The sequence below is a fragment of the Synechococcus sp. MIT S9503 genome, from assembly GCF_047304175.1.
Classification (GTDB): Bacteria; Cyanobacteriota; Cyanobacteriia; order PCC-6307; family Cyanobiaceae; genus Synechococcus_C.
The window spans coordinates 1,978,988-2,002,853 of sequence record NZ_CP138955.1 but is presented as its reverse complement, the minus strand read 5'-3'; the positions used below and the strand labels follow the sequence as shown (position 1 = coordinate 2,002,853).

The following is a 23,866-nucleotide window of genomic DNA, read 5'->3' as shown; positions in this document are numbered from 1 at the left end:
CTTTCACGTGGTTTTGGGCCATTCATGAGACTAGCCTGAGCTTTTGCCAAAAGATTTGCAACCTTCATGTCCCAGAGCTGGTTTTGGCCATTTTCAATCTCTTGTTTTTCCAATTATTAGCCGAGGTGTTTGTTCCAAAACCTCTTACAATGGCTTTGCTATAAAAATTTCTGTTTTAAGTCTTCTGCGAGATATATTTTGATTTCGGCTTATCGCAATCCCGATTGTTTGAAATTCATAGTTGTCGGCTATGCGTTGCATCTCAATTAGTCCGGGTTTTGTTGCTGCCCTTTTGTCTAGCACTCCTTCTCAGTCCTTTGGTTTTGGCTTTTGAGCCTTTTAGTGAACTAATTCGTCCTTAATCAGCACCAAGGTCAACTCATCTAAGGCAGCACATCAAGAGTGTTTGCCGATTAGGACCAAAGTTAGGAATGACGGTCATCCTGAATTCGTGAATAGTTCTTGATTGAGCGCTCTTCCTGTCAATTCCAGTGTGGCAGCAGCGGGCCCAAGTTCAGGGCAAAGGCCTGACGTCCCTCCAGCCGTCTCAGCTCCACATGAAGATGATCGGTGCTTGCGGAGCCGCTCCGGCCTACACGACCGATGCGTTCGCCATCGTGTACAAGCTGACCGACGCGAACGTCTGTGCTTTGGAGATGGGCATACACGGTCTGCCAGCCACGGCCATGGTCGAGAAGTACCGTCAGCCCATAGCCGCTGATCGACCGCACCAGCTGAACCTGTCCTGAAAGCATCGCCAGCACAGGTGTTGCTGCCGGAGCGATCAGGTCATGCCCCACGTGCATGCGCCAGCGTTGTTGATGGTTTGAGTAACGCCAGCCGTAGGGCTGCACTTCCTGGGCGGCTTGCGGCAGGGGATAGACCAGACGCAGTGTTTCGCCTTTGCGGAAAGGTCGGTGCGATTCCGGCAGTCTCCTGGGACGTGACTGGCTCAGCAAGGCCAGATTGGAAACCCCTGTGCGCTCGGGGATCCGTTCCGGTGGGAGAGGTTGCGCACTGATATCTGCAGCCGGGCCAGCAAGAGCCATCATCAGCACAACCGCTGGCAGCGTGATCAGCTGCAGGCTGTTTCGCTGCATCACAAGCGGATCAGATTCCGCTGTTGTATCGACTCAGCGGACGCCGAGCCACTTGTGATTCTGCAAGCTGAGTCGCCAGCGCCCGTCTGCCTGTGCCTTGGTCACCGCCAGCTGCTGTCCTTCAGGACTGTCCCATCCAGGTTGCACGAGCCAGTGGGCCTGGGGGGCCTGGGCGGCCACGACATCGGCGAACAGCAGATCTGCAGCTTCATGCACCACCACCTTGAGTTCATGGCAGCTGGAGAGCAGATCCGGCCTCGGCGGTTTGTGCCGTTTCGGCGAGAGGGTGATCCAGTCGGGGCTGCCGCTGAGGGGATCCACACCGCTGGTCTCGAGGTGGATGGGTAGTGAACAACGTCCGCGGATCGCGGTGGTGAGTGGTTCGAGCGGGTGATGAAGCGGCTCCCCGCCAGTGATGACCACGAACGCGGCTCCCGCCTCAGCCGCTTGGAACGCATCCTTGGCGAGGTCTTCGACGCTGCGACGTGGGTGCACATGCGTAGACCAGGAATGCTTGGTGTCACACCAGCTGCAGCCCACTTTGCAACCACCAAGACGGATGAAAAAGGCGCTGCGACCTGCATGCAGACCTTCCCCCTGCAAGGAGTGGAAGGTTTCCACCAACGGCAGGCCGTTCATGGACTCGGCACTGTTCAAGGGTTGCGGCTGGTTTCGGGGATGTCGCGGTTGCCGATGGAGGACCCCTGCTGATGCAGCGCCTCACTCGGACTTGAGGGCAGACGCAGCTGTGCCGCTTCGATCAGACCACGGAACAGTGGGTGTGGCCTGCCTGGACGTGAGAGGAATTCCGGGTGGTACTGGCAGGCCGTGAAGAATGGATGCCCGGGGAGTTCGATCAGTTCCACAAGACGGCCATCGGGTGAGCTGCCGCTGATGCAATAACCGGACTCAAGGAACAGATTCCGATAAGCGTTGTTGAACTCGTAGCGGTGACGGTGGCGTTCGTAGACGACTTCATCGCCGTAGAGGCGCGCAGCCATGGACCCCTCAGCGATCCGGCACGGGTACACACCCAGACGCATCGTGCCACCGAGATCGACGACGTCCTGCTGCTCAGGCAGCAGGTGAATCACCGCATGCTGGGTTTCGGGATCAAGCTCGGCGCTGGACGCATCGGTGAGACCAGCCTGGTTGCGTGCCCACTCGATCACTGCTGTCTGCATGCCGAGACACAGACCCAGGAAGGGCACCCGCTGTTCACGGGCCCAGCGGATTGCGGCCACCTTGCCGTCAACCCCGCGGTTGCCGAAGCCGCCCGGCACCACGACGGCATCCATGCCCTTGAGCAGTCTCCCTGCTCCATCGCTCTCGATCTGTTCAGCGCAGACCCAGTGCAGGTCAAGAGAGGCATTCTGAGCCAGACAGGCGTGGCGAAGGGCTTCCACCACTGAGAGGTACGCGTCGTTGAGCTGCACGTACTTGCCAACCAGCGCAACCTTGACGGTCGGACCTGGGTTGCGCATCTGATGCACCAGCTGGGCCCATCCGGCCATGTCACTTTCATGGTCCTCCAGCTGAAGAACATCCAGCACTTCACGGCACAGTCCCTCGTCCTCGAGGGTCAGCGGAACGGCATAGATACTGTCGGCGTCCAGAGAGGGGATGACAGCCCGCTCGGGAACACCGCAGAACCCGCCGATCTTGCGCTTGAGCTCCTGATTGATGTCCCTGTCGCTGCGGCAGACCAGCACATCGGGCTGGATGCCGATGGATCGCAGCTCCTTCACCGAGTGCTGGGTGGGTTTGGTCTTCAGCTCTCCTGAGGTGCCGATGTAAGGCAGCAGGGTCACGTGGATGTAGGCAAGGTCATGGCGACCCACATCACCGCGGAATTCACGGATGGCTTCAAGAAACGGCAGTGATTCGATGTCACCGACGGTGCCGCCGATTTCGGTGATCACCACATCGGCGCCGCTGTTAGCGGCCACGCGATGGATCCGTTCGCGGATCTCCCCCGTGATGTGGGGGATCACCTGCACTGTGCCGCCGTTGTAATCACCGCGGCGCTCCTTGTTGATCACCGACTGGTAAATCGAACCGGTGGTCACGCTGTTGAGGCGTGACATCGCCGTATCGGTGAAGCGCTCGTAATGTCCCAGGTCGAGGTCGGTTTCAGCCCCATCCTCGGTCACGAAGACCTCACCGTGCTGGAAGGGACTCATCGTCCCCGGGTCCACATTCAGATAGGGATCCAGCTTCAAGATCGAAACGCTGTAGCCACGCGATTTCAGCAGCCGTCCCAGGCTGGCGGCCACGATGCCTTTGCCGATGCTGGAGACGACACCACCGGTGACGAAGACGAACTTGGCCATGTACCCCTGGCTGATTCTTCAATGTACCCATTGCACCAAGGGGGCCAGGCACTGCTCAGGGTCAGCCCTCTAGCAGGCTCCTCAGCATCCAGGCCGTTTTTTCGTGAATCTGCAGGCGCTGGGTCAGCAGGTCCGCGGTGGGTTCATCGCTTGCAGCCTCCACGAGAGGAAAAATGCTGCGTGCAGTTCTGGCTACGGCTTCATGGCCGGCAACCAGTTCCCGCACCATGTCGAGGGCCGCAGGCTGCTCCGTGACTTCTTTGATGGAGGCCAGTCCGGCAAGGGCGGAGCCGCCGTAGGGGGCCACCACGCCGAGAGCCCTGATCCTTTCTGCGATGTCGTCCAGGGAGTTCCACAGCTCGGTGTACTGGTCCATGAACATCAGATGCAGGGTGTTGAACATCGGGCCGGTCACGTTCCAGTGAAAGCCGTGCGTTTTTCCATAGAGCACATAGGTGTCGGCCAGTAATCGACTCAGGCCAGCTGCAATCTGCTCACGCTGGTCCTGAGCAATGCCGATGTTGATCTGGGGCACGCCGGCCATGGGTGTCAGTGGGTTGAAGGTTGTCAGTCAGGAATCCAGACCAAGGATGTAGTCCCGTACCTTGGATCGGCGCTGCGGTTGACGCAGCTTGAGCAGCGCGCGTGTTTCGATCTGACGCACCCTCTCCCGTGATAGCGCCATGGCTTCTCCGATTTCGGCGAGGGTGCGGGGGTGATCGTCCTCGAGTCCGAAACGGCTGCGGATCACCTCCGCTTCTCTTGGTGTGAGCTCATCCAGCAGATGTTCCAGGTCGTCATGGAGGGCATCGCGGGTGAGGGTCTGCTCCGGTGTCGCACTGCCGTCTTCGAGCAGATCTCCCAGCTGAGTGTCCTGATCCTTGCCGACCCGCGTCTCCAGGGAGACGGAGCGAGGCACCCGCATCAGCGTCATGCGCACGGTTTCCTCACTCAGCCCCAGCTCCCTGGCCAGATCACTCACCGAAGCCAGTCGTCCCTTTTCGGTGGCAATCTCCTGCTGGACACGCTTGATGCGATTCAGTTTTTCGGTGACATGCACCGGGAGGCGAATGGTTCGGCTCTGTGTGGCGATCGCTCTGGTGATCCCCTGACGGATCCACCAGTAGGCATAGGTGCTGAAGCGGAAGCCTCTGGTGGGATCGAACTTCTCCACCGCCCTTTCAAGGCCAAGCGTGCCCTCCTGGACGAGATCCAGCAGCTCCATACCTCGCTGTTGATACTTCTTGGCCACCGCCACAACAAGCCGCAGGTTGGCCTGGATCATCCTGTCCCTGGCCCTGCGTCCCTCCCGAAGTCGTCGCTGCAGTTCTTTGGCTTCAAGGCCCACCTCCTCGGCCCAGAGGCTGTACCCCTCATTCAGCTGACGATTGAGTTCCTCAAGGGGTAACTCAGCCGCCCGTGCCCATTCCTGACGTGTGGGCCAGTGGCTCACCTGATTGGCTTCGCGCAGCTGCAGCTCCTCCAGATCCAGCAGGATCCGGATTGCCGCATGGCGCGTGCTGAGGTCCCGCTCCTGCACCAACAGCTTTTCCCGCGCCTGAACCTGACGAGAGAGTGTGACTTCTTCCTCGCTGGTGAGCAGGTCGACTCGACCGATGTCCTGCAGATACAGGCGCAGCAGGTCGTTGCCACCGCTCCAGCGGATCGGGGCATGCCCCGTCGATCGGGCGTGTTTGACCAAGAAACCCTGGATGGCTCACTGTCCCTCCAGGGTTGATGCTCTGAGAGTCCGGTGCTCCGAACCGCTGGTTTCTGTTCGGGTTCTAGTTCGCGGCCTCGTCGTTCTCTTCAACCCAGGTGCTGGCCACATGCAGCTCCTCAAGCTGTTTGTCAGCAACATTGCCCGGAGCGTTGGTCATCAGACAACGCGCCTGCTGGGTCTTGGGAAATGCGATCGTGTCGCGAATCGATTCCTCACCGGCCAGCAGCATCACCATGCGGTCGATTCCGAAGGCAAGGCCTCCGTGCGGAGGTGCTCCCACATCCAGAGCGTCCATCAGGAAGCCGAACTGCTCCTGGGCTTCCTCGAGGGGCAGACCCACGGTCTGCAGCACCTGTCTCTGCAGGGCCGAGTCATGGATGCGCAGTGAGCCACCACCAAGTTCGAGGCCGTTGAGCACGAGGTCATAGGCCTGTGCGCGGGCTGCCGGAAGAGTGTTCGCCCACTGCGAGGGGTCACTGCCCAGATCTCCTGTGTTCGGGGCGCAGAACGGATGATGCAGCGCTTCATAACGATCTTCATCGCTGTTGAACTCGAACATCGGGAAATCCACGACCCAGAGAAAGTTCCACTGGTCGTTCTCACGGTCGGGTTTGATCATGCCCAGTTCCCTGGCCAGGTACTGACGCACCCTGTCGAGGGCTTTGTTCACCGTTGCGGTGTCGCCGGCACCGAACAGCAGCAGCGTGCCCGGCTGGGCTCCGGTGCGGCCCAGCAGCTCCTGCTTCTGCTCATCGCTGAGGTTGTCCTTGATTGCACCGATGGTGTCGATCTCTCCACCGTCGCGAACGCGGATGAAGGCCAGTCCACCGGCTCCGGCGGCCTGGGCTTCGCTGAATACATCGCCACCTGGCTTGATGCGCACATTGGAGAGTGCATCGTTGCCGCCGGGCACGGCGATCACCTTCACAGAACCACCGGATTTGACGGCGCCGCTGAACACCTTGAAACCCATGTCTTTCACGATGTCCGACACGGTCACAAGCTCCATGCCGTAACGGGTGTCGGGTCGATCGGTGCCATAGCGCTCCATGGCGTCATGCCAGGTCATGCGCGGGAAGGGGCGGTGCAGCTCAATGCCTTTCACCTCCTTCCAGATGGCGCAGATCAGTGATTCGTTGAGTTCCAGGATCTCTTCCTGATCCATGAAGCTCATCTCGATGTCCAGCTGGGTGAATTCCGGCTGGCGGTCAGCGCGCAGATCCTCGTCGCGGAAGCAGCGAGCCACCTGGTAGTAGCGCTCGATGCCGCCCACCATCAGCAGCTGCTTGAACAGCTGCGGTGACTGCGGAAGCGCAAACCATTCACCGCCGCACACGCGGCTGGGAAGCACGTAGTCGCGTGCACCTTCGGGGGTGGAGCGGGTCAGCACGGGTGTCTCCACCTCGATGAAGCCGGCGTCCTCGAGAAAGCGTCGGGCGGACTGGATGGTCCGGGCCCGCAGGCGCAGGTTGTCGTTCATGCGCCTGCGGCGCAGATCCAGATAGCGGTGACGCAGTCGCAGCTCTTCCCGGGTGTTTTCCTCGTCATGCACCGAGACGGGGAAGGGAAGGTTGCCCTTCACGCTGTTCAACACGGTGATCTCGCTGGCCAGCACTTCCACAGCGCCCGTCGCCAGCTTTTCATTGAGGGATTCGGCTGGTCGTGCCCGCACCCTGCCATTCACCTGGAGCACGGTTTCGCTGCGCAGATGTTCAGCAACAGCGAAGGCCTCGGCACCGAGATCGGGATCCACCGTGATCTGAACCGTGCCACTGCGATCGCGCAGGTCGATGAAAATCACGCCGCCATGATCGCGGCGTCGATCCACCCAGCCGCACAGCTGTACCTGCTGATCAATGTGCTTCTCACGCAGGTCGCCGCAACCGTTGCTGCGCATGGGATGTATCAGGTCATAACAGGCGAGTTTCCCATAGCCCGGGTCCTTTCATCCACGCCGGTAAAAGGGTCTCTTCACCACCGTTGCCGGTTGCACCTGACCTCGGATCTCCACGCCGAGCTCGCTGCCAACCTTGGCCAGATGCGTCGGCACGACTGCAAGAGCGATGGCTTCTTCAAGGGTGGGTGACCAGCTGCCGCTGGTGACAATCCCCACTGTTTCACCGTCATGCAGCACCGGATAGTCGTGGCGGGCGATGGCCCGACCCTGCAGCTTCAGGCCCACCAGCCGGCGGGACGGCCCTTCAGCAGCGACCTGCTCCAGAGCCCTGCGTCCGATGAAATCCTGAGGCATTTCCAGATGGACCAGCCAACCCAGGCCTGTTTCGAACGGGTTCGTGCTGGTGGTCATGTCCTGGCCGTAGAGGTGCATGGCTGCCTCCAGACGCAGGGTGTCGCGTGCCCCCAGACCGCATGGCGTGACATCCAGTTCCAGCAGTTGAGTCCAGAGTTTGCGTCCATCGTTCCGGCTCAGCAGCAGTTCAACTCCGTCTTCTCCCGTGTAACCGGTTCGAGCGCAGAACACCTGATCACTCAGCCCCTGCAGTGACAACAAGCAATGGCCGAAGCGAGGCAGCTCGTGAAGACGTTCGCCGCTGAGTTGCTCGAGAATTCCAACCGCCTTTGGACCCTGCAGGGCCATCAGCACGCCATCTCTCTTTTCATCCTGAACCCGCAGGCCGCGAGGTTCCAGCTGCTGTTTCAGCCAGGTTGTGTCGCTGTCGGCGCAGGCTGCATTGATCACCATCAGCAGAGTGCCTTCGCCAGAGGCGGTCTCCCCCTGGTCGTAAATGATCAGATCGTCTCGGATCCCACCGTTGTCGTTCAGCAGCACCGTGTAACAGGCCTGGCCGGGTCCGATCCGGTGCAGGTCCGTTGGCACCAAGGACTGGAGTACGTCCTTGGGATTGCTGCCTTCGATGCGCAGCACGCCCATATGGGAGATATCAAACATCCCCACGGCCTCGCGGACGGCTGTGTGTTCTGCGACCAGCCCCGAGAACTGCACCGGCATCTCCCAGCCGGCAAAGGGAACCATGCGACCACCGGCATCTCGACAGAGGGCATGGAGCGGCGTGCGTTGCAGATCCATGGGGGAATGAGCGTGATCACAGCGGATCCTATGGACGCTGTTCCGTTTTGCGTCGGAAGTGGAAGCAAAGGCGGAGATTGCCTTGAGAGCGTCGACCGCTACTGAAAGCGTCCTTAGCTTGAACTTCCTCGTTCGCAAGGCTCCTGTCCCAGACCTCCTGCCAGTCCTGCCAGCACTGTGTGCCTGCACAGGGTGGAGGCGGCGGTGGGTGGTGCCGGCTGCGTCATCTCACGGTTCATGTCGAGCTTGCCCGGCTGATCTCCTGTCACCACTGGACAGCTCGTGCGCCTGTGCTTCCAGGTCTGGCAAAAACCGATCAGCCTCTGGTTGACGGAGACCGACAGCTCGATCTGGGATCGTCCGTTGAGGGTCTGGGTGAGTCCGCTGATCCAGCTCAGGTGCTGTGAGCTGGGATTGACGCTGTCTTTTTCAGCGGGGAGATTCGGCTGGATCGCAAGTGTGTTTCGGCACTGATCCACAGGGATCCCACGCCAGTGATCAGCCTGCTCTGCGGTCAGCACCGCTGACTGCTTATTTCTGCTGGGTCATCAGCAACAGCAGGCTGCGGGTCACTTTGGCCGCCAGAACACTGCTGATACCGCTTTGGTCCAGTTGCGGAGCCAGTTCAACAACATCGGCTCCGACCAGGTTGTGGTTCCGCAATTCATTCACCAGTTCGGCGAAGTGCTGCCAGAGAAAGCCGCCTGGTTCTGGGGTCCCTGTGCCAGGCATCACGGCAGGGTCAAACCAGTCCAGGTCAACGGTCAGATAAAGCGGCAGGCCGCGCAGATCTCGCAGCCGCGAAACCATCTGATCGATAGGGACGAGCCTGCCGCTGTCGTTCAGCTCCAGGAACTCCTCTCTGGTGCCGCTGCGAATGGCGATCTGCAGGAGCTTCTGACTGGGAAGCACATCCAGGCAGCGCCGCATGGCGCAGGCGTGGCTGTGTTGAGAGCCCAGCCATTCATGGCGGAGATCTGCGTGGGCATCCAGCTGCACAAGTGCAAGCTCAGGATGACGTTCGGCGACAGCGGCAACCGCTCCTGAGCTGATCGAGTGTTCTCCCCCGAGCATCAAGGGCTTGAGCTGCAGGTCCAGAACACGGATGGTGGCCTTGCGGACGGCTTCCACCACTGGCTCGGCCCCGCCAAAGGGGATGTCGACGGCACCAAGGTCTGCATAGGCCATGGTCTCGAGGTCAAGCCCGAGCTGGGGGCAGTAGGTCTCCAGGCCCGTGCTCACATCGCGCACTGCAGCCGGTCCGAAGCGGGCGCCGGGTCTGAAGGAGGTGGTGCCGTCATAGGGCACACCGAACAGACCCACCCTGCAGCCCTCCGGAGCCCGGGTTGCGCCCATGTAGATCGCGCCCTCCTGGTCAAAAAGCGAATGGTCCGGGAAGGTCATGCCGAGAGCTCCCTTTCGATGAAGGCCGGGATGGCCTCAAAGGCACCGGTCTGCCAGCGTGGGCTCCAGATCTGGCAACCTGCAGCGACTGCGGCAGCTCGCTCCGGTAAGGGGCTTTGGTAACGGGGCCCATCCGCAGCAGCGAAAGTCCAGCTCCACCATCCGCTGGGATACATCGGCACCCAGCCGTAAAGCGGATCGGCATGACCGAATACATCCTGCAGCAAGCGGACAGTGTCGAGATGAACCTGCCGGAACGCTTCCGGAGATTCGCTCTGAGTGGCGAAGACGCCCCCAGGCCTGAGGATGCGTCGGCAATGTTCGAAGAATCTGCGGTTGAACAGACCTTCGGCCGGACCTGCCGGATCGGAACCGTCCACGATCACCACGTCGTAGCTGGCGTCGGCGCAGTTGGCTGCCCAGGCAATGCCATCACCCACCGTCAGGAGAAAGCGCGGATCGTCCCAGCAGCCTCCACCCAACGAGGCCAGATGCTTCTTGCTGAGTTCCACCACCAGGCCGTCGATCTCCACCATGTCGAGATGTCGGACGCCTCGATGACGAAGACATTCACGGGCGGTGCCGCCGTCGCCGCCTCCGATCACCAGGATCCGTTCAATGGCCTTGGCACTGCAAAGAGCAGGATGCACCAGTGCTTCGTGGTAATGCCGTTCCTGGCGCTCGGCGGTCATCCAACAGCCGTCCAGCAGCAGCCCTCTGCCGTAGCGCTCGCTGTCGACCACGGTGATGCGCTGGAAGTCGCTTTGTTCATCCACCAGAACCACGCCGGCGAGTCCGTAACGAACCCCTTCGTGGTGTTCATCGATCCAGCCGCCGCTGACCCGGGCTGCCTTGGACATGAAGGCCTCAGAGGATTCGTTCCTCCAGCTAAGAACAGCGTTGGTTCGGTGCTGCTTAGCTCTGGATCCAGACTGCAGTCAGCACTTTCAGTGCCCATCGGGTTGGGAGCGTGATTCAGGATCTGCCGATCAATGACCGTCTGGTGATTCCTGCTGCTGAGCTGGAGTGGCGGTTTTCCAGGTCCTCGGGTCCTGGAGGGCAGGGGGTAAACACCACCGATTCCAGGGTTGAACTGCGATTTGACCTGGAAAGCTCCAAGGTCCTTGGTCCGTTCCGCAAGGCCAGGTTGAAGAAAGCGCTGGTGTCACGAATGGATGGAAACTGTCTGCGGGTTGTTGCCGCTGAGGAGCGTTCCCAGTGGCAGAACCGTCAAAAGGCAATGGCGCGCTTGGCGGATCTGCTGAGAGAGGGGCTCAAGCCACCACCGCCGAAGCGCAGGCCCACGCGACCAGGGCGGGCCGCAGTCAGGCGGAGACTGGAAGCCAAAGGCAGGCGCAGTGAACTCAAGCGTCGCCGGCAAGTCAGGCCGTCGCTGGATGATTAAGGCTCAGACTCCTGCCGGATCGCCTGCTTGGCCTGCTGCCACAGTGTTTCCAGTTCGTCGATGCTGTGCCCTCTGAGATCACCTCCCAGGGCTGTTTCCACCCTTGAGAAGCGATCCAAGAATCGTTGATTCGTTCCTGCCAGGCCCTCCTCCGGGCTGATCGCGCACCAGCGAGCCACATTCACAAGGGTGAACAACACATCACCCAGCTCTTCCTGAGCGTGGGCCCTGTCACCGGAGGCCACGGCCTGCCTGAGCTCCTCGAGTTCCTCATTCACTTTGTCCCAGACCCCGTCCATGGCGTCCCATTCGAAGCCGGCTTGCGCGGCCTTTCTGGAGATGGTCATGGCACCAGCCAGAGCGGGCTGTCCACGAACCTTGTCAGCGAGTTGATCGCTGAGGGGGGATGCCGAGCTTGTGCTGCCTCTTGCTTCGGCCCGTTCGCTGGCTTTGATGGCTTCCCAGCTGATGCGCACTGCTGTGCTGTCACTGACTTTCGCGCCAGCAAACACATGGGGATGGCGACGGATCAATTTCTCGCTGATCCCTGTCGCCACGTCATTGAGATCGAAACGGCTCCTCTCCCCGGCGATTCGGGCATGCAGCACCACCTGCAGAAGCAGGTCACCCAGCTCCTCCCGCAGGTGCTCGTCATCGCCATGACGGATTGCATCGGCCACCTCATGAGCCTCTTCGAGCACATAGGGCGTGAGCGACTGATGGGTCTGTTCCAGGTCCCAGGGGCAGCCTTGATCGGGATCACGCAGTCTTGCCACCAGGCTTTCAAGCCGTCGCAGAGGGTCCTGGTGTCTGGACGCGTCCGAGCTTGAGGCCATGGGAACCGCACACGGTTGTGGTCACCCTCTCACCGATGTCGTTTCCGGCGCCAGCGTTTTGAGCACTCTGCCGGCAAAGGATCCCCGTCCAGAATCAGATGCAGCCAGACGCTGCTCTCCAAGCCCAACAGGGCACTGATCACGGGCTTGGGATGTTGTCTCAATGCTGTGATCAGGTCTGGCCATGCCTGGGATGGAGTGGGAAGGAATGGAGCGAGCAGTGATGACAAGGTCCAGATCAGCAGCAGCAAAGCCGACAGCCATGCCAATCGCAGTGCCATTCCGATCACGGGGCCATGCGACAACAGAGAGCGATGCGGAAGCAGTCGCCGATAGGGCCACCAGATTCCGCGCAGCACACCCCAGCGCCTGAGTGCGGTGGAGCGCACATCCAGATCAGGTGACAACCACAGACCCCCGACCATGAAGCCGAAAGCCGTCAGCGCCCCGTTGAACCATCCGAGCCAACATCCCGCCAGAAAGCCGACGGGCAGGCACCAGGCCAGCGTGGCACGGTCATGATCTCGGCCTGCGGCCACCAAAAATCGTTCCGAGCTGCTCCAGCCTGCCGCGATCAGGCAGAATCGGCTCGTGGGGCGATTAGCTCAGCGGTAGAGCACCTCCCTTACAAGGAGATTGTCACAGGTTCGATCCCCGTATCGCCCATCTGTCACGACCAAGCATCTCAGCGAAACACCACCCGCCACACAGCGTGTTTTCCGTTGTTGAGCTCATCTGGTGATCACTTGCGTTAAAGGCTTGGTTCTTTGGTTCCACCAAATGGCGTCATGCCCAATGAGGTCAGACCGCAGTTGGTTCGCCGTTCGTCATGCATCAGTGATTGCCGGACGCGTGTTCGACGATCTTCAGCCGATCGCTGGCTAAAGATTGAGACAGGTATTGCCAGCTTGGAGGATCCAACAGCTTGGCAAGATGTTCAACTTGCCCTTCGATTTTTGTCAGTCGTAGCTCCTGCTCTTCCAACATCTGAATGATGCGATCCAGCTTATGGAGTTCATAATTATTAAGCATTTGAAAAACGTTTCCCGTCATTCCCCACAGCTAGCTCTTCTGCATCCTTTTGGCAGTCAGAAAAAGTTCTCAGCCGACTGCCAATCTGCGTCGCATTTGTTACATCTTTCTGTGATGCCGTGAATGTTCATTTGATGCCGACGGATGACGGATAGACCCGTTTTGTTTGTACAGACAGGGCATTGTGCAATGTAGTACTGCAGACCGCCTGCAATGACGATGCGCCTCACGCCTTATTTCCCTGAGGTGGGTCAGAGCTCTGACCCCAGTTATTCCTTGGATGGGATTTGAAAGAGTGCCTTTGAGTTTTCTGCGAATTTGTACCAATCAGCTACGTGCTCGGCATAACCATGCCAGATGTTGTCCTCGATCCGAAGACTGAAGATCACTTCTCCTGATAGCGATGTGATCTTCAATCTGATTCCTCCATCCCGGCGGAGGACCCAATGTGCATCTTCGTTTTCCGGATCAATAAGGTCGTCGTGCTCCTCTTTGCTGATGAATTCAGTCCTCAAATTGTGCTTTGTGCAGTAATCAGCCAGCGCCATAACCTCTGAAATTCCGTTCAACCTGTGCATTTGTTGAATGGTCTTCAGCCTTTCTTTGACGCAGTCAGCGGTTTGGTGCCATTCCATTTCGCTTCATTCGCTTTGCTCAGGCTTAGCCATGGATAGCCACTTTTCTGTGTCATCCGTCACTGGTGCACTGCTCCTGGGCATTCAATCCATCGCTGCGCCTGGATCCAGAGACGCTCCTGGAGGGAACAACTCAAGAAGGAATCAACAATCACCGTGATGATTCCTTGTTCCTGCTAACTAAAAGCAGCTTGATTTCAAATTTGTGCAGCATTACCTGATCGTCTGGAACTTTCCGACCGTTGAAGGGTCCTGGGAAGCATGCCCTCCCTTTGCGGAATACATCAATGCTGGTGGACCAGGAGACAAATTTGAAGGCTTTGAATTGAAGTACCGCGTCTGTGATCCTGTTGCAGGCCGAGGAATGGCCATTGCAGTAGCGAGTGACATCGGCAAGGTCTGGGCTCACCTTGCTCCCTGGATCAAGGGTTTCGGCATCAAATTCGAAGTCACACCAGTCGTTTCTGACACAGAGTTTGCTGCAATGTGGCCAGCTGTTCAGGCAGCTGCAAACGCTGAGTAATCCGACACAACGGTCTGGCAACAGAGCGTCTTGTTGACGGGCTTGCCTTGTGGCCAGATGTCTGGCTGCAATCTGTCTTGTGGTGTTAATGCCTTATGCATCTTCAACTTCACTCAGTGCCAATGGGATCGATCCAGCAGCCAGGGATGAGCATGGCTACGAGACAAGGCAGTTGCTCAAGACTTCAGGGCTGAGTCAGGTCAGAATTGCCTCATTAGCTCAGGGGAGCGTAAAGAATAATTCCTGCGGTCAAAAGTGCTAACAACGATGAAAAGATATAAAAGAAAACCATTGCTGCGAGCGACAAATCGCTAATCCCGAAAACCCACTGCAGTTAAACTTGGCTGAAATTAACTGGAGGTAATGAGGATCACAGCAGCACCATGTTTGTTGCGTTTGTATCGATTATCAAAATCATAGGAATATTTTTTGGCTTGGAATGTTGGATTGGAGAGGTATGGTCATCACATTGACGACATTGACCACTTGTTGCTGTGATTGTTGCTGGTGATGCGTGGCTCAAATCCAAGCTCTGATGCTAGAACCGATTTAGGGTCAAAAGGAGTGGTACATGCCTGTTTATTCAGTCGACTGGTGGAATGGTGAGGAATGGTGCAATGATCAGATTGTCTGCAATAAGGGCGACAGCATGAGTGAGATGAGAGAGAAGTTTCTTCGTTTTGAGGAGGAGAATGAGCGACATGTGGACAATCTCACGATCAGCCAGTTTAAATCGGGATAAAAAACTGAAATATTTTTAAATCAGACATCTGAGATTTTCATCCTATTATTTGTTTATTTGCTGCAGTATGATTCTTGCATTGTCTGAAAAGCGAGAACGACATCAAATAAACATTGTTGGTCAACATGCCCAAGGCTTTTAGCGAATGACTGATCAGACCCGTGGTGGTGAGCTTTATCCGACAATCACACCCTATAAAACTGACTATCTGAGTGTCAGCGGACACCAGATCTACTACGAACTCAGCGGGAATCCTGATGGTCCTGCAGCCCTTTTTCTTCATGGTGGCCCTGGCGGAGGGACATCAGCACGTGATCGATGTTTTTTCAATCCTGATCATTACAGAATCGTCTTAATGGACCAGCGTGGTTCCGGGAAGAGCAAGCCAAATGCAAGTTATGATTATGAGGGCGCACTTTTTAACAATTCAACCAATTATCTCATCGAGGATATTGAGTTGCTTAGAGCGGAGTTATCTTTAGATCACTGGCAACTGATTCTTGGAGGTAGCTGGGGTTCAACCCTTGCACTTGCCTATGCTGAAGAGTATCCAAAACAATGCAGGCAAATACTTCTCAGAGGAGTCTTTACTGCGCTTCCCGATGAAATTGATGCGTTGTTTCAAGATGGGACAACTGCTAATCATTATCCAGAAGAGTGGGGAAAATACGTTTCATATATTGAGAAAACCAGTCAAAATTGGAATTTAGAAAAGCAAAATCTACTTGCAGCCTATCAAAAAAGACTTTTTGATCCTGATCAAAGGTTGGAAGCTGCCAAAATATTTGCTGGTTACGAGCTCTCAATTTCTTGCCTGTATGGAACGAATGATCGCGTCAAGCGCATCTTATCTGATCCGGATAAACTGGTGCCGTTTGCAGCGCTTGAGGTTCACTATATGCTCCATGGATGTTTTCTCAAGCGGGGGCAATTAATTGAGAACGTAAATTCGATCAAAAATCACCGAATTCATATTGTGCATGGACGCAATGATTCTGTTTGCCTCCCAAGAGCTGCATGGAGATTTTATGAGTCATTGAAAAATGAAGGTGCAATCAATAATGTTACGCTCAACTTTGTTGAAGCTGCTGGTCACTCGGATAGTGATCAAAACATTGCAGACGCATTAAAACAGGCTACTGATCACTTGATCACAGATGTTTAACTATTTGCGAAGTGAATCATGTGAAAATTTCGGTTGTTGATTCATTGCTCCTGATCAGTCGTTGACATCCTTGATCACTTCCATCTGGTAAGGATCCAGCGGCTTTGACCGAACCACTTCCTCTTAAGTCAATTCGCTTTGGAAATGAAGCGATGCATGCTGCAACAGATGTTGAGCCGAATCACGGTGCAACCATTCCCAGTTTTCTGAACAGAGTCGTTGAGCAAGGTTCGTCAGTGAGCTTCCTTGGTGCAAAGAAGTCCTTCTTGTGACGCCCATCCTCAATACAGCTGCTTTTGGATTCCCCTGGATCCTGCATGCCGTTACATCCCCAACGATCCCTTGACCGCACGGTCGCCGCCTGGCCGCTTCAAGGGAACAGTGAAAGCCTAAGCAGAGGCACTACGGAAAACCCCTTTACATTCCGCAATGCCTGGCTTAATAATTCTTCATTATACTGGTTCTCATGTTCAATACCTCTGACCTTCTTGTTCTGCTAGTCAGCTTCGGCGCTGCCTGCTTCACTCTCAGTCTCTACAAAGCGGCCCGGCCCGCCCAGTAGCAAGTCGGTCGCTCGCGAAAATCAAGCGCCGGCCAACTGACGTGAGGTCTGGATGCAGACCTCAATGGATAACTGAACGGCTGTCTCCTGTTTGAACCAATCAGGAAGAGGAGCCATCCAGTACGGCGACAGCAGTCAGCATGCCGCCGATGCCAAAGAAAAGAACGAGAGCCAAAAACACAGGGCTAAAGAACGATTCATTGGATTAAGCATAATCACTTAAGCACTTTTACTTATGTCATGGGGAGCACCTTCAGGGCTGCTTCGTTGCTGATTCTGTGTTGGTGCTGTGGTTTGCCGATTGTTTTGGCGGATGGCCCTGAGCTCCTGGGATCCTGTTTGTGATGTCAAACGCGTTTCCAACCTGTCCTGATCCTTTTCAATTCCGCATTTGACAGAATCTGATGATTCCTTGCATCTGCGCATCGCGCCAGCCAGAACAGAGGTGGCTGAACCGTTTTCATGGCGCCCAGCAGGCAAGAACAGAGCAAACATGACGTCACATTCTCTGTGATTACGACAGTTGGGGTGATTGGCGGGCTCAGCGGCTTGGCGGTTGTGATCGTAGGTGGGTACATCACCGCCAATGCAGTACGGACAGGCCTTCAGCAACTGCCGATTGAATCTCCAGTGCCACTTGATGTTCCTCTGAATCAGTGAGTTTTTGTGCTGATTTGGCACTGGATCGTCTTTCCAGCGTCATCTCATTGCTCGATACAGCAAGATCGACCTTTTCTATCTGCTGATTGTCAGGCTGATGCAGTTGTCCTTAGGTCTCTTCGGGTATGAATGACAGGCATCAATGTCTAAGTGCTCATGGCTGATCAACCTTCGCTTCTGACTGAGGCCAGCGTTGCAGCGGAAGCCATGAGAAAGCTGCATTATCGTCGCGCCTATCTACAAATTAGTTCCAATGTCATCCGGTTTTTAACCACACTGACGATTGCAGCTGCTCCAATCTATTTGGCTTTTGCAGAGCAGTCGTTCAGAATGTTATTTCTGTGGCTTCTTTATCCAGCTGCGGTGGTGACACAGAGACTCTTCAGCAGTGATGATAATCCTCGCCCATTGGCATGGGGACTGGGGCTCATTGTTTCCTGGTTTGTCATTTCTTCAATTTCGGCTGGTCCTGATTGGTTTCTCTGGGTCTTTATCGGCCTTTGCGTTGGCAACCATATTGCTTACCTGGAAATACCTGGAATACAGAACCAATTAGACGTTATTACCCAATCAGATGCGTGGAAGTCTGCCAACCAAGATTCCGGTCTGTGATCAGCTCCGTTGATTTGTTCTTTTTGTTGATTGTTCGCTTGAAGAATCTTTTCCGCTCTGTGGAGCGTCACGCTGACCGCATTGAATGATGCACACTGTCAATGAAGTAAGTTAAATATTTTATAAGCTGGCTTATTGATGATTTGTAAAGCTATTTGCGATAGGTGACACCAGTCAGGCAAAAAAGTTTCCCGGGCACCTGTCAATTTTAACCAATCTTGTTTCTTTGTGGTTCGTCGGTAGCTTCTTTGATTTCATTTAGCCCGAAAGCAATAACATGGATCTCATTGTGAATGAGTGCCATGCAAAGCGAAGTTTCTAATGATGAAGTTCAGGAATTGGAGAAAGAGCTCGTCAGCGAAGTGAATCCAACAGTCATTATTGGAGTATTTATTGCTATCAGTACTTTTTTTATTCTCGCATCAACAATGAGCACTGTTATTGAGAGCTTCTCCTGATAATTTGCTGCTGTAATGCATTGTTTTTGCTGACCTATAAATTTTTGGTGCTTTCTGCTCTCAAGGTTTTAATTTGAAGTTTTAGTGATTCCACTCGTCAATGCAAGTTCACTGATCATCAATTGCACTCTCAAGGTTTCAGTCCTCGCTCATCAGTGAGCGTTGATTGTGATGATGCTGCAGGTGTCTGTCGTTGCCGGGTTTGTCTCTGTCATGATTGGTTTTTGAGCTTTGTTCCCGGTTGGCTGTGAATTCAGCTTGTAAAGCTTTTGAAAAACTTCAAAGTTGAAAATATTTTTTACGAATCTCATTCGATCTGAGCCTGGATGGAATGGCTTCAGATAGTTTCTTATGATGGAAACAACAATTGTTGAATACAATCCTCACAGATATCAGTTTTGCGAATGGGCTCGTGCAGGTCTTGGGAAAGCTCGCTTAGATGAGGTGCACCATTCAAGCGCGATCAGAAAGATGAATAGAAGTCCTACATGTAATCAATTAACTCAGTCTTTCAAAGAAATCGAGCAGCTCTATGCTGCTTTTGTATCGGATGTCTTGAGGGAGGTCGTCGGTGAAATTGCTGCATATCAAAGCCCGCCTTCGTTCCGGTTCCACTATTGCGGATTGGGAAGCAGCGTATTTCATCGTGACAAGGACTTCGGGGTTGAAGATGGAAGAGTGAATGTCTGGGTGCCTCTGACAGAGGTCTGGGGTGATAATAGTCTTTGGATTGAAAATGCTGTTGGGACTAAAAATTATCAGCCTGTCCAGATGAGTCCTGGACAGGCTTTGATCTTCGATGGTGTCAATCTCAGTCATGGTTCAAAGATTAATACGACTTGTTCGACCAGGATTAGTTTTGATTTCAGAGTTCTGCCGGGTGCCGGTCCGGCAATCCCTACGCCTTATTAATTGAGTTTTGTTTTAGTCGTGTGCTTTGAATTGAAAGATTCAATGGAGTTGAGGTGATTATCTACTGCTCTCACGGCAGCATGCAGAAATGTGCAATTTATGCGTAATTTATTTTTTAATTCTGGCATAAGTTTCTTGAGTTTAGAGTAGAGAATGTCGCTTCAATTGTTGGTTGTTGGATTTTTCAAGGCAGCGTTTACTTCTATTCGCCAATGTGGCTACTTCTGCAGTTCATGCGATTGGAATGCTTTTGCGATTACGTGCTGCCTGAGCTGGTTGCCTGTTCGAGTTGTTTGATTCGTTCTTCGCGAGAGCCCCAGAGTTCGACTAGTTTTGGTCGATTCATGTCCGGCATCACGGAGTAACGGTCGTTTCGGTAGATCTGTTTAAAAATCGCATCGACTTCTGCTCGGTAAGCAAGATCAACTGGTCGTATGCCGTCATCTTCCATCTCCACTGGCCAGCGATCAGTCATCGGAACAAAGGCGATCAGGTCAAGTCTCTGCATGGTTTCCTTGACCCTAGGCACCATGGCACTCACAAAAGCATCGTCAATATCTGTTGTTTTCTTGTCAGCTGTGTACTGGGAATATGCGATGTAATCCACAGGCGCACGGTCAAAAATCACGCAGTCGCTGATCGTTGAATAGAGGTTCACGCGACTGGCGTTGTAATACATCTGAATGCCATTGTGGAGACGATTGCTTTCCTGGCGGAAGCGGATGTCGTACATCTCCTGATCAAGAGTCCGGAATGGCTCTTCTTCGCGTTTGTATTGGGCATGGCGCTTCACCCAATCCCATACCAAAGTGCTTTTCCCAAGTGAATGGGAACCGCTGATGGCGATACGCATGTCGAAATCTGCTGCTTGTTGCTCTCTTTGAATTATGTGGTGACCTCGCTGAGGTGCGATCGTCGCAATCAACTGGCCGATTCATCAGTTCTTCATCAGCAGTTGCCTGAACCTGCATCACGGTCATGCATCTGGTACCACCAAAAACGTCTGTGATCTTGATGAAGCCGAGGGTCGATTGCCCAAAATCACGCGCTCCAGCAGGTCATGTCTGTCAAAACTCCTGCGCTGTAAGCCTTTTCGTTTACAGCTGGTATCGGTGCTGTCATTTATGCCAAATCGAAGTTAATCAAAACGTTGCCTCAGCAGACTGCTGGTAACGGGGAACGGGTTCCCTTCTGAATCCTGCTTGGCGCTCATCGGACTCAGCGCCATCGGATGTGATCTTCCAGCTGACCAGGATCCGAGCCAGGGCTGCGTTGGAGCGTGAATTTGTGATGCCTGTTGGGCGGGCTGACTGCATCAGCCTGCCCCGGCACACTGTCTCCTGCCCCCTCCCTAGAGGCCGATGGTTCTTAGCAGGCCTTCGCCACTGATCAGTTCCGTCATGATCGCGGCGACGAATCCGAGCATCGCCAGACGACCGTTCAGCATTTCAGCACGTCTGTGAAATCCCCAGCCGGCTTCTGGGCCAGCAAGTTCCATCATTGGCTCCTTCGCGTAGACGTTGTCATGGCCTTCAAGGTCATGCGTTACCAAGCCAGTGGGTGCTTGAAGTGCGGTTGCTGTCATGGGTGTTTCCCTTCGGGACCTGCTCGGTCTACGCCCAGCAACAGGCGCCCGCGAGCCAGGAGAGCCGCCCTTGCAGGTTCGGTTTCAGGATCTTTCCCGATGTTTTCCGGGGGAGCAAAGTCTTCAGCCATCCCAACTGCGGGACACTTCAGCTCCGTTATTCCGGCAGGTTGTCGACCGCACGGTGCATGAAACGCTTCACCAGCGGCATTGGCCAACCTTCGCGCTGCAGTGACTCAGCGATGTGATCAATCTGGAGAGCGATTTCCTCTGCGACGACATCCTCGAGCAGGGATTCGGAATGGTCTGTGCTGCTTGTCATGGGCATGGATGGCATCCATTTGCTTTAGCTCTGGTTCAGACGTGCCCGCAAACAGCTTTGCAATTCAGCTGAGGTGAGCCGGATCTCGCTTTTCCAGTGGCTCCTTGGTTTTCGGCCTGTGGAGAGTCACTGGAGAGTCATGTTTGCTGTGGAGAGTCACATCTCCCGTCTCCAGCTAATGCACAGGCGGTGAGCAGCGTCGCCAGCCTGTTTTGAGCATCGTCTCCCAGGCTTCGATGGCGTTTGGTCGCAGCATCCGCCGTCGCGACTGGGGCTCCGGGGGGTGGGGCGGTTTCCAGCCATAGGTTCTCACTGATACCCACTGCTCCTGAGCTGAAGGCGTGTCGGGCTTGAACTGCACCAGCAGCTGTTGTGCAGCATTGACCAGCCATCCTTCTCCGCCTGATTTCACGGGAGGCTCCTTCGTGATCCGATTGCGGTTTGGCATGGGTCGCAGTCTGATCACATCGTCTTCAGAGGAGACCCAATGACTCACTGAAGGGGTTCCTTGTTTTGGCAACATTTCGGCCAACTGGGTGTTGCAACTGGTGCAGGCCCTGCAGCCTGACCATCGCCAGGGGTGGATTCCGCTGCGGACCAGGCGGTCAAGATCACGCTGACGCCGATCAGTGCGCGTGGATCTGCCTTGGCGATCGATCTCTTCAGCGCTCGGTTCGGCAGCGTTTGCAAAGCCCGAAGAATTCCAGGGTGTGGAAGATCAGCTTGAAGTTGTCGCTCTCCGGCGCCTGCACTTTCATTTCATGAACCGGGCACTGCTCCAGCGTCTGGGTTTCACCGCAGCTCACGCAGGTGAGGTGGTGCTGATCACGCTCAACGGGTGCGTAGAGAGCTTCGCCTGTCGGCAGATGGCGGCAGCGCACTCTGCCCTGTTGATGCAGCTTGCGCAGATTGCGATACACCGTTGCCAGTCCCATGGCTCCAGGTTGACCCTCAAGGCAGCGATGCAGCTGCTGTCCGGTCATTTCCGACTCGTTGTTTTGCAGCTCCTCGAGCAGTAATTGCTGTCGCTGCGTACATGTGGGTCCCTGTTGCTCCATGTTGCTGTCTGACCTCACACTGCCGCGCTTCTGGTTTGGATCAATTCTGAACTGATCGACCACAGTCGCGATCTCTGGTCCTGGCTGCGTGCAGCGGGGGCCACCGGCTGTCGTTTGGGAGCACCGCGCATCCCTCCCAGCTGCCCCGGCCCGTAATGCTCCCCGCCCTTTGCCGACGGGGCCGTTGCGGCCAACAGCTGTGGCAGTGCTCCCTGGGCTGCGCTCTGGAACATCGGGTCCATCAGGCGATAAGCCAGGGCTTCCTGCCAGGCACCGCTGGATGCCACCGAATGTTGCTGAAGATTCGTTCGCGCCAGGCCGGGATGGGCTGCCAGCGAGCTCACGGTGCTTCCCGACTGTTCAAGACGCTGGTTCAGCTCCAGTGCGAACATCACATTGGCCAGTTTGCTCTGGCTGTAAGCCTTCCAACGGTCGTAGCGCTTTTCGCCGCTCAGGTCATCCCATGCGATTGCACCGAAGTACTGGGCTCCTGAAGTGACGGTGACGACCCGAGCCTGTTCTCTGCCCTCCATGAGTGGAAGCAGCGCCTGGGTCAGGGCGAAATGGCCGAGATGATTCACGGCGAACTGCATCTCGTGTCCCTGCTGACTCAGCAGGCGCGGTGGCGCCATCAGCCCGGCATTGTTGATCAGCAGATCCAGCCGTTCATAACGCGACTGAACCTCGCGGCAGCAGCGGTCGACGCTGTCGAGGTCGGACAGATCCAGGTCGAGCAGATCCACACCGGATGAGCCCAGCTCCAGAAGTTCGGCTCGTGCCGCCTCTCCTTTGCGGCGGCTTCGACAGGCCATCAGCACAGTCGCCCCCGATCTGAGCAAAGCTCTGGCGGTTTCGAGGCCCAAGCCGCTGTTGGCTCCTGTCACGAGGGCGATGCGCCCTCGCAGGTCAGGAATGTCGTCGATGGTCCAGCCCATGCGGCGATGTCAGCGTTCGTCCAGTTTCGCGGGTCAGCTCAGTCTTCGGGGAAGAGCAGGCCAGCCAATTCGTCAGCATCCACGTCATAGACGCGCGCCAGAGAGGTTTCAATCGCACTTGTTACCTCTCCAGGTAGGAAGCGCATGGCATTGAGAGCGTCTTCAGCGATCTCGTCGGTGAGCAGGACGTCCTCGGAATCGAGTTTTTCGTCATTGATGATGGCCATCACCCAGCTCTGGTAGGCGTAAACCAGATCTGAGAATTCGAGTTCGGGATCATTGAGATCCAGGGTCATGATCGGGCGTAGACGCGCACTACCAGTCTGACCCTCGGGCGAGAGGATGTCTTCAAGTGAGGGTCAGCATGAGTCGTCCGGATCCCGAACAGTTGCAGGGCACGCTTGTGGACTTCGCGCTGCTGGAGCTGATTCGTCACCACCGCGAGAGCTTTCAGCCGCTCTGGACAGTCGACAGCTGGGCCAAGCTGATGATCTGGCTTGCGCTCAATTGCGGCCTGTCTGGAGAACGCGACAGCCTTGAGCATTTCGCCGCTGCACTCGGTGATCGCATCACCTCACGGCTGAGACGAACATTCTTTGAGCGGGAGCTGGCGGATCTGGAACTTCAGGTGCTGGCGGACCCGGCAGAGCAGCAGGTGCTGATGCTGTCTCAGGCTCCCCAAGACCTCTCCACTCTCAATCCCGATCGGTTGGCGACAGCTCTGGAACGGGTCGGCCTGACCCGACTGGTTGTTGTTGATCGCAGTCGCTGGCAACAGCTGGAGGCGGTAGTGGCGATTCCCTGGAAAAACTGAT

Annotated in this window: 30 protein-coding genes and 1 tRNA gene; 9 read left to right on the top strand and 22 right to left on the bottom strand. The window is 55.9% G+C overall.

Features of this window, described 5'->3' with window-relative positions:
- Positions 1-482: 482 nt before the first annotated feature.
- The 10 genes from SIB56_RS11135 to speE form a co-directional block, all read right to left on the bottom strand.
- On the bottom strand, positions 483-1,100 hold the full coding sequence (locus SIB56_RS11135) for a M23 family metallopeptidase (RefSeq protein WP_413324005.1): 618 nt from the start codon (positions 1,098-1,100) through the stop codon (positions 483-485).
- A gap of 33 nt (positions 1,101-1,133) precedes the next feature.
- The gene (locus tag SIB56_RS11130; protein WP_413327327.1) at positions 1,134-1,739 is read right to left on the bottom strand and encodes a 7-carboxy-7-deazaguanine synthase QueE; all 606 of its coding nucleotides are present in this window, start codon (positions 1,737-1,739) and stop codon (positions 1,134-1,136) included.
- A 14-nt stretch (positions 1,740-1,753) separates the two neighbouring features.
- Complete coding sequence (locus SIB56_RS11125) at positions 1,754-3,433, bottom strand: CTP synthase (protein WP_413324004.1); 1,680 nt, start codon at positions 3,431-3,433, stop codon at positions 1,754-1,756.
- A 61-nt stretch (positions 3,434-3,494) separates the two neighbouring features.
- The gene (locus SIB56_RS11120; RefSeq protein ID WP_413324003.1) at positions 3,495-3,977 is read right to left on the bottom strand and encodes a Dps family protein; all 483 of its coding nucleotides are present in this window, start codon (positions 3,975-3,977) and stop codon (positions 3,495-3,497) included.
- A gap of 27 nt (positions 3,978-4,004) precedes the next feature.
- Positions 4,005-5,135, bottom strand: coding sequence for an RNA polymerase sigma factor, RpoD/SigA family (locus tag SIB56_RS11115; RefSeq protein ID WP_413324002.1), 1,131 nt, complete (start codon positions 5,133-5,135; stop codon positions 4,005-4,007).
- An 82-nt stretch (positions 5,136-5,217) separates the two neighbouring features.
- Entirely contained in the window at positions 5,218-7,053 is a 1,836-nt protein-coding gene (gene aspS / locus SIB56_RS11110; protein ID WP_413324001.1) for an aspartate--tRNA ligase, read from the bottom strand.
- A gap of 48 nt (positions 7,054-7,101) precedes the next feature.
- Positions 7,102-8,205: a glycine cleavage system aminomethyltransferase GcvT gene (gene gcvT, locus SIB56_RS11105; RefSeq protein WP_413324000.1), complete on the bottom strand. Its 1,104-nt coding sequence runs from the start codon at positions 8,203-8,205 to the stop codon at positions 7,102-7,104.
- Positions 8,206-8,318: 113 nt separating this feature from the next.
- Positions 8,319-8,726 carry a hypothetical protein gene (locus tag SIB56_RS11100; RefSeq protein WP_413323999.1) on the bottom strand — a complete coding sequence of 136 codons (408 nt, stop codon included), beginning with the start codon at positions 8,724-8,726 and terminating at the stop codon, positions 8,319-8,321.
- Positions 8,727-8,736: 10 nt separating this feature from the next.
- Complete coding sequence (gene speB, locus SIB56_RS11095; protein WP_413323998.1) at positions 8,737-9,609, bottom strand: agmatinase; 873 nt, start codon at positions 9,607-9,609, stop codon at positions 8,737-8,739.
- On the bottom strand, positions 9,606-10,469 hold the full coding sequence (gene speE / locus SIB56_RS11090; RefSeq protein WP_413323997.1) for a polyamine aminopropyltransferase: 864 nt from the start codon (positions 10,467-10,469) through the stop codon (positions 9,606-9,608). Before speE ends, speB begins: the two co-directional genes overlap by 4 nt.
- A 110-nt stretch (positions 10,470-10,579) precedes the next feature.
- Here speE and arfB point away from each other — a divergent pair, with 110 nt between their 5' ends.
- Entirely contained in the window at positions 10,580-11,014 is a 435-nt protein-coding gene (arfB, locus tag SIB56_RS11085; protein ID WP_413323996.1) for an alternative ribosome rescue aminoacyl-tRNA hydrolase ArfB, read from the top strand.
- On the opposite strand, the gene mazG is transcribed toward arfB, so the two are convergent.
- Both mazG and SIB56_RS11075 read right to left on the bottom strand, forming a co-directional pair.
- Complete coding sequence (gene mazG, locus SIB56_RS11080) at positions 11,011-11,850, bottom strand: nucleoside triphosphate pyrophosphohydrolase (RefSeq protein ID WP_413323995.1); 840 nt, start codon at positions 11,848-11,850, stop codon at positions 11,011-11,013. The genes arfB and mazG overlap by 4 nt on opposite strands.
- Positions 11,851-11,879: 29 nt before the next feature.
- Positions 11,880-12,389 carry a metal-binding protein gene (locus SIB56_RS11075; protein ID WP_413323994.1) on the bottom strand — a complete coding sequence of 170 codons (510 nt, stop codon included), beginning with the start codon at positions 12,387-12,389 and terminating at the stop codon, positions 11,880-11,882.
- A gap of 55 nt (positions 12,390-12,444) precedes the next feature.
- Here SIB56_RS11075 and SIB56_RS11070 point away from each other — a divergent pair.
- Positions 12,445-12,516, top strand: a tRNA-Val gene (locus tag SIB56_RS11070).
- A gap of 168 nt (positions 12,517-12,684) precedes the next feature.
- Here SIB56_RS11070 and SIB56_RS11065 read toward each other — a convergent pair.
- Positions 12,685-12,903, bottom strand: a complete 219-nt coding sequence (locus SIB56_RS11065; protein WP_413323993.1) for a hypothetical protein — start codon at positions 12,901-12,903, stop codon at positions 12,685-12,687.
- Between the two features lie 248 nt (positions 12,904-13,151).
- The gene (locus tag SIB56_RS11060) at positions 13,152-13,517 is read right to left on the bottom strand and encodes a hypothetical protein (protein WP_413323992.1); all 366 of its coding nucleotides are present in this window, start codon (positions 13,515-13,517) and stop codon (positions 13,152-13,154) included.
- Positions 13,518-13,722: 205 nt separating this feature from the next.
- Between SIB56_RS11060 and SIB56_RS11055 the strand changes: the two genes are divergently transcribed.
- From SIB56_RS11055 to SIB56_RS11030, 6 genes are all read left to right on the top strand, one after another.
- Complete coding sequence (locus SIB56_RS11055; protein ID WP_413323991.1) at positions 13,723-14,040, top strand: DUF3303 domain-containing protein; 318 nt, start codon at positions 13,723-13,725, stop codon at positions 14,038-14,040.
- Positions 14,041-14,927: 887 nt separating this feature from the next.
- A complete protein-coding gene (pip, locus tag SIB56_RS11050; RefSeq protein ID WP_413323990.1) occupies positions 14,928-15,947 on the top strand; it encodes a prolyl aminopeptidase in 1,020 nt (339 codons plus the stop codon).
- 104 nt (positions 15,948-16,051) lie between these two features.
- Positions 16,052-16,219: a hypothetical protein gene (locus SIB56_RS11045; protein WP_413323989.1), complete on the top strand. Its 168-nt coding sequence runs from the start codon at positions 16,052-16,054 to the stop codon at positions 16,217-16,219.
- 1,106 nt (positions 16,220-17,325) lie between these two features.
- Positions 17,326-17,781, top strand: a complete 456-nt coding sequence (locus tag SIB56_RS11040; protein ID WP_413323988.1) for a hypothetical protein — start codon at positions 17,326-17,328, stop codon at positions 17,779-17,781.
- 293 nt (positions 17,782-18,074) lie between these two features.
- The gene (locus SIB56_RS11035; RefSeq protein ID WP_413323987.1) at positions 18,075-18,239 is read left to right on the top strand and encodes a hypothetical protein; all 165 of its coding nucleotides are present in this window, start codon (positions 18,075-18,077) and stop codon (positions 18,237-18,239) included.
- 354 nt (positions 18,240-18,593) lie between these two features.
- A complete protein-coding gene (locus SIB56_RS11030) occupies positions 18,594-19,151 on the top strand; it encodes a hypothetical protein (RefSeq protein ID WP_413323985.1) in 558 nt (185 codons plus the stop codon).
- 256 nt (positions 19,152-19,407) lie between these two features.
- Here SIB56_RS11030 and SIB56_RS11025 read toward each other — a convergent pair whose 3' ends face one another.
- From SIB56_RS11025 to SIB56_RS10990, 8 genes are all read right to left on the bottom strand, one after another.
- Positions 19,408-20,004: an AAA family ATPase gene (locus tag SIB56_RS11025; protein ID WP_413323984.1), complete on the bottom strand. Its 597-nt coding sequence runs from the start codon at positions 20,002-20,004 to the stop codon at positions 19,408-19,410.
- Between the two features lie 289 nt (positions 20,005-20,293).
- Positions 20,294-20,467: a hypothetical protein gene (locus SIB56_RS11020; protein WP_413323983.1), complete on the bottom strand. Its 174-nt coding sequence runs from the start codon at positions 20,465-20,467 to the stop codon at positions 20,294-20,296.
- 35 nt (positions 20,468-20,502) lie between these two features.
- Positions 20,503-20,736 (bottom strand): chlorophyll a/b-binding protein, encoded by a 234-nt coding sequence (locus SIB56_RS11015; RefSeq protein ID WP_413323982.1) that lies wholly within the window; start codon positions 20,734-20,736, stop codon positions 20,503-20,505.
- 157 nt (positions 20,737-20,893) lie between these two features.
- The gene (locus SIB56_RS11010) at positions 20,894-21,058 is read right to left on the bottom strand and encodes a hypothetical protein (RefSeq protein ID WP_413323981.1); all 165 of its coding nucleotides are present in this window, start codon (positions 21,056-21,058) and stop codon (positions 20,894-20,896) included.
- A gap of 175 nt (positions 21,059-21,233) precedes the next feature.
- Positions 21,234-21,506, bottom strand: a complete 273-nt coding sequence (locus SIB56_RS11005) for a DUF1651 domain-containing protein (RefSeq protein ID WP_413323980.1) — start codon at positions 21,504-21,506, stop codon at positions 21,234-21,236.
- 214 nt (positions 21,507-21,720) lie between these two features.
- Positions 21,721-22,116: a Fur family transcriptional regulator gene (locus tag SIB56_RS11000; RefSeq protein WP_413323979.1), complete on the bottom strand. Its 396-nt coding sequence runs from the start codon at positions 22,114-22,116 to the stop codon at positions 21,721-21,723.
- Between the two features lie 14 nt (positions 22,117-22,130).
- Positions 22,131-23,051 (bottom strand): oxidoreductase, encoded by a 921-nt coding sequence (locus tag SIB56_RS10995; RefSeq protein ID WP_413323978.1) that lies wholly within the window; start codon positions 23,049-23,051, stop codon positions 22,131-22,133.
- A gap of 38 nt (positions 23,052-23,089) precedes the next feature.
- On the bottom strand, positions 23,090-23,347 hold the full coding sequence (locus SIB56_RS10990; RefSeq protein ID WP_413323977.1) for a hypothetical protein: 258 nt from the start codon (positions 23,345-23,347) through the stop codon (positions 23,090-23,092).
- A 68-nt stretch (positions 23,348-23,415) separates the two neighbouring features.
- On the opposite strand from SIB56_RS10990, the gene SIB56_RS10985 reads away from it, so the two are divergent.
- A complete protein-coding gene (locus SIB56_RS10985) occupies positions 23,416-23,865 on the top strand; it encodes a protein phosphatase (RefSeq protein WP_413323976.1) in 450 nt (149 codons plus the stop codon).
- The last annotated feature ends 1 nt before the right edge of the window (position 23,866 follow it).

What these genes read in the sequence shown, in the direction of transcription:
- SIB56_RS11135 (WP_413324005.1), bottom strand. Translation starts at nt 1,100, where the DNA reads ATGCAGCGAAACAGCCTGCAGCTGATCACGCTGCCAGCGGTTGTGCTG.
- SIB56_RS11130 (WP_413327327.1), bottom strand. Translation starts at nt 1,739, where the DNA reads ATGAACGGCCTGCCGTTGGTGGAAACCTTCCACTCCTTGCAGGGGGAA.
- SIB56_RS11125 (WP_413324004.1), bottom strand. Translation starts at nt 3,433, where the DNA reads ATGGCCAAGTTCGTCTTCGTCACCGGTGGTGTCGTCTCCAGCATCGGC.
- SIB56_RS11120 (WP_413324003.1), bottom strand. Translation starts at nt 3,977, where the DNA reads ATGGCCGGCGTGCCCCAGATCAACATCGGCATTGCTCAGGACCAGCGT.
- aspS (WP_413324001.1), bottom strand. Translation starts at nt 7,053, where the DNA reads ATGCGCAGCAACGGTTGCGGCGACCTGCGTGAGAAGCACATTGATCAG.
- gcvT (WP_413324000.1), bottom strand. Translation starts at nt 8,205, where the DNA reads ATGGATCTGCAACGCACGCCGCTCCATGCCCTCTGTCGAGATGCCGGT.
- speB (WP_413323998.1), bottom strand. Translation starts at nt 9,609, where the DNA reads ATGACCTTCCCGGACCATTCGCTTTTTGACCAGGAGGGCGCGATCTAC.
- speE (WP_413323997.1), bottom strand. Translation starts at nt 10,469, where the DNA reads ATGTCCAAGGCAGCCCGGGTCAGCGGCGGCTGGATCGATGAACACCAC.
- mazG (WP_413323995.1), bottom strand. Translation starts at nt 11,850, where the DNA reads ATGGCCTCAAGCTCGGACGCGTCCAGACACCAGGACCCTCTGCGACGG.
- SIB56_RS11065 (WP_413323993.1), bottom strand. Translation starts at nt 12,903, where the DNA reads ATGACGGGAAACGTTTTTCAAATGCTTAATAATTATGAACTCCATAAG.
- SIB56_RS11060 (WP_413323992.1), bottom strand. Translation starts at nt 13,517, where the DNA reads ATGGAATGGCACCAAACCGCTGACTGCGTCAAAGAAAGGCTGAAGACC.
- pip (WP_413323990.1), top strand. Translation starts at nt 14,928, where the DNA reads ATGACTGATCAGACCCGTGGTGGTGAGCTTTATCCGACAATCACACCC.
- SIB56_RS11040 (WP_413323988.1), top strand. Translation starts at nt 17,326, where the DNA reads ATGGCTGATCAACCTTCGCTTCTGACTGAGGCCAGCGTTGCAGCGGAA.
- SIB56_RS11035 (WP_413323987.1), top strand. Translation starts at nt 18,075, where the DNA reads ATGAGTGCCATGCAAAGCGAAGTTTCTAATGATGAAGTTCAGGAATTG.
- SIB56_RS11030 (WP_413323985.1), top strand. Translation starts at nt 18,594, where the DNA reads ATGGAAACAACAATTGTTGAATACAATCCTCACAGATATCAGTTTTGC.
- SIB56_RS11025 (WP_413323984.1), bottom strand. Translation starts at nt 20,004, where the DNA reads ATGCGTATCGCCATCAGCGGTTCCCATTCACTTGGGAAAAGCACTTTG.
- SIB56_RS11020 (WP_413323983.1), bottom strand. Translation starts at nt 20,467, where the DNA reads ATGCAGTCAGCCCGCCCAACAGGCATCACAAATTCACGCTCCAACGCA.
- SIB56_RS11015 (WP_413323982.1), bottom strand. Translation starts at nt 20,736, where the DNA reads ATGACAGCAACCGCACTTCAAGCACCCACTGGCTTGGTAACGCATGAC.
- SIB56_RS11010 (WP_413323981.1), bottom strand. Translation starts at nt 21,058, where the DNA reads ATGACAAGCAGCACAGACCATTCCGAATCCCTGCTCGAGGATGTCGTC.
- SIB56_RS11005 (WP_413323980.1), bottom strand. Translation starts at nt 21,506, where the DNA reads ATGCCAAACCGCAATCGGATCACGAAGGAGCCTCCCGTGAAATCAGGC.
- SIB56_RS11000 (WP_413323979.1), bottom strand. Translation starts at nt 22,116, where the DNA reads ATGGAGCAACAGGGACCCACATGTACGCAGCGACAGCAATTACTGCTC.
- SIB56_RS10995 (WP_413323978.1), bottom strand. Translation starts at nt 23,051, where the DNA reads ATGGGCTGGACCATCGACGACATTCCTGACCTGCGAGGGCGCATCGCC.
- SIB56_RS10990 (WP_413323977.1), bottom strand. Translation starts at nt 23,347, where the DNA reads ATGACCCTGGATCTCAATGATCCCGAACTCGAATTCTCAGATCTGGTT.
- SIB56_RS10985 (WP_413323976.1), top strand. Translation starts at nt 23,416, where the DNA reads ATGAGTCGTCCGGATCCCGAACAGTTGCAGGGCACGCTTGTGGACTTC.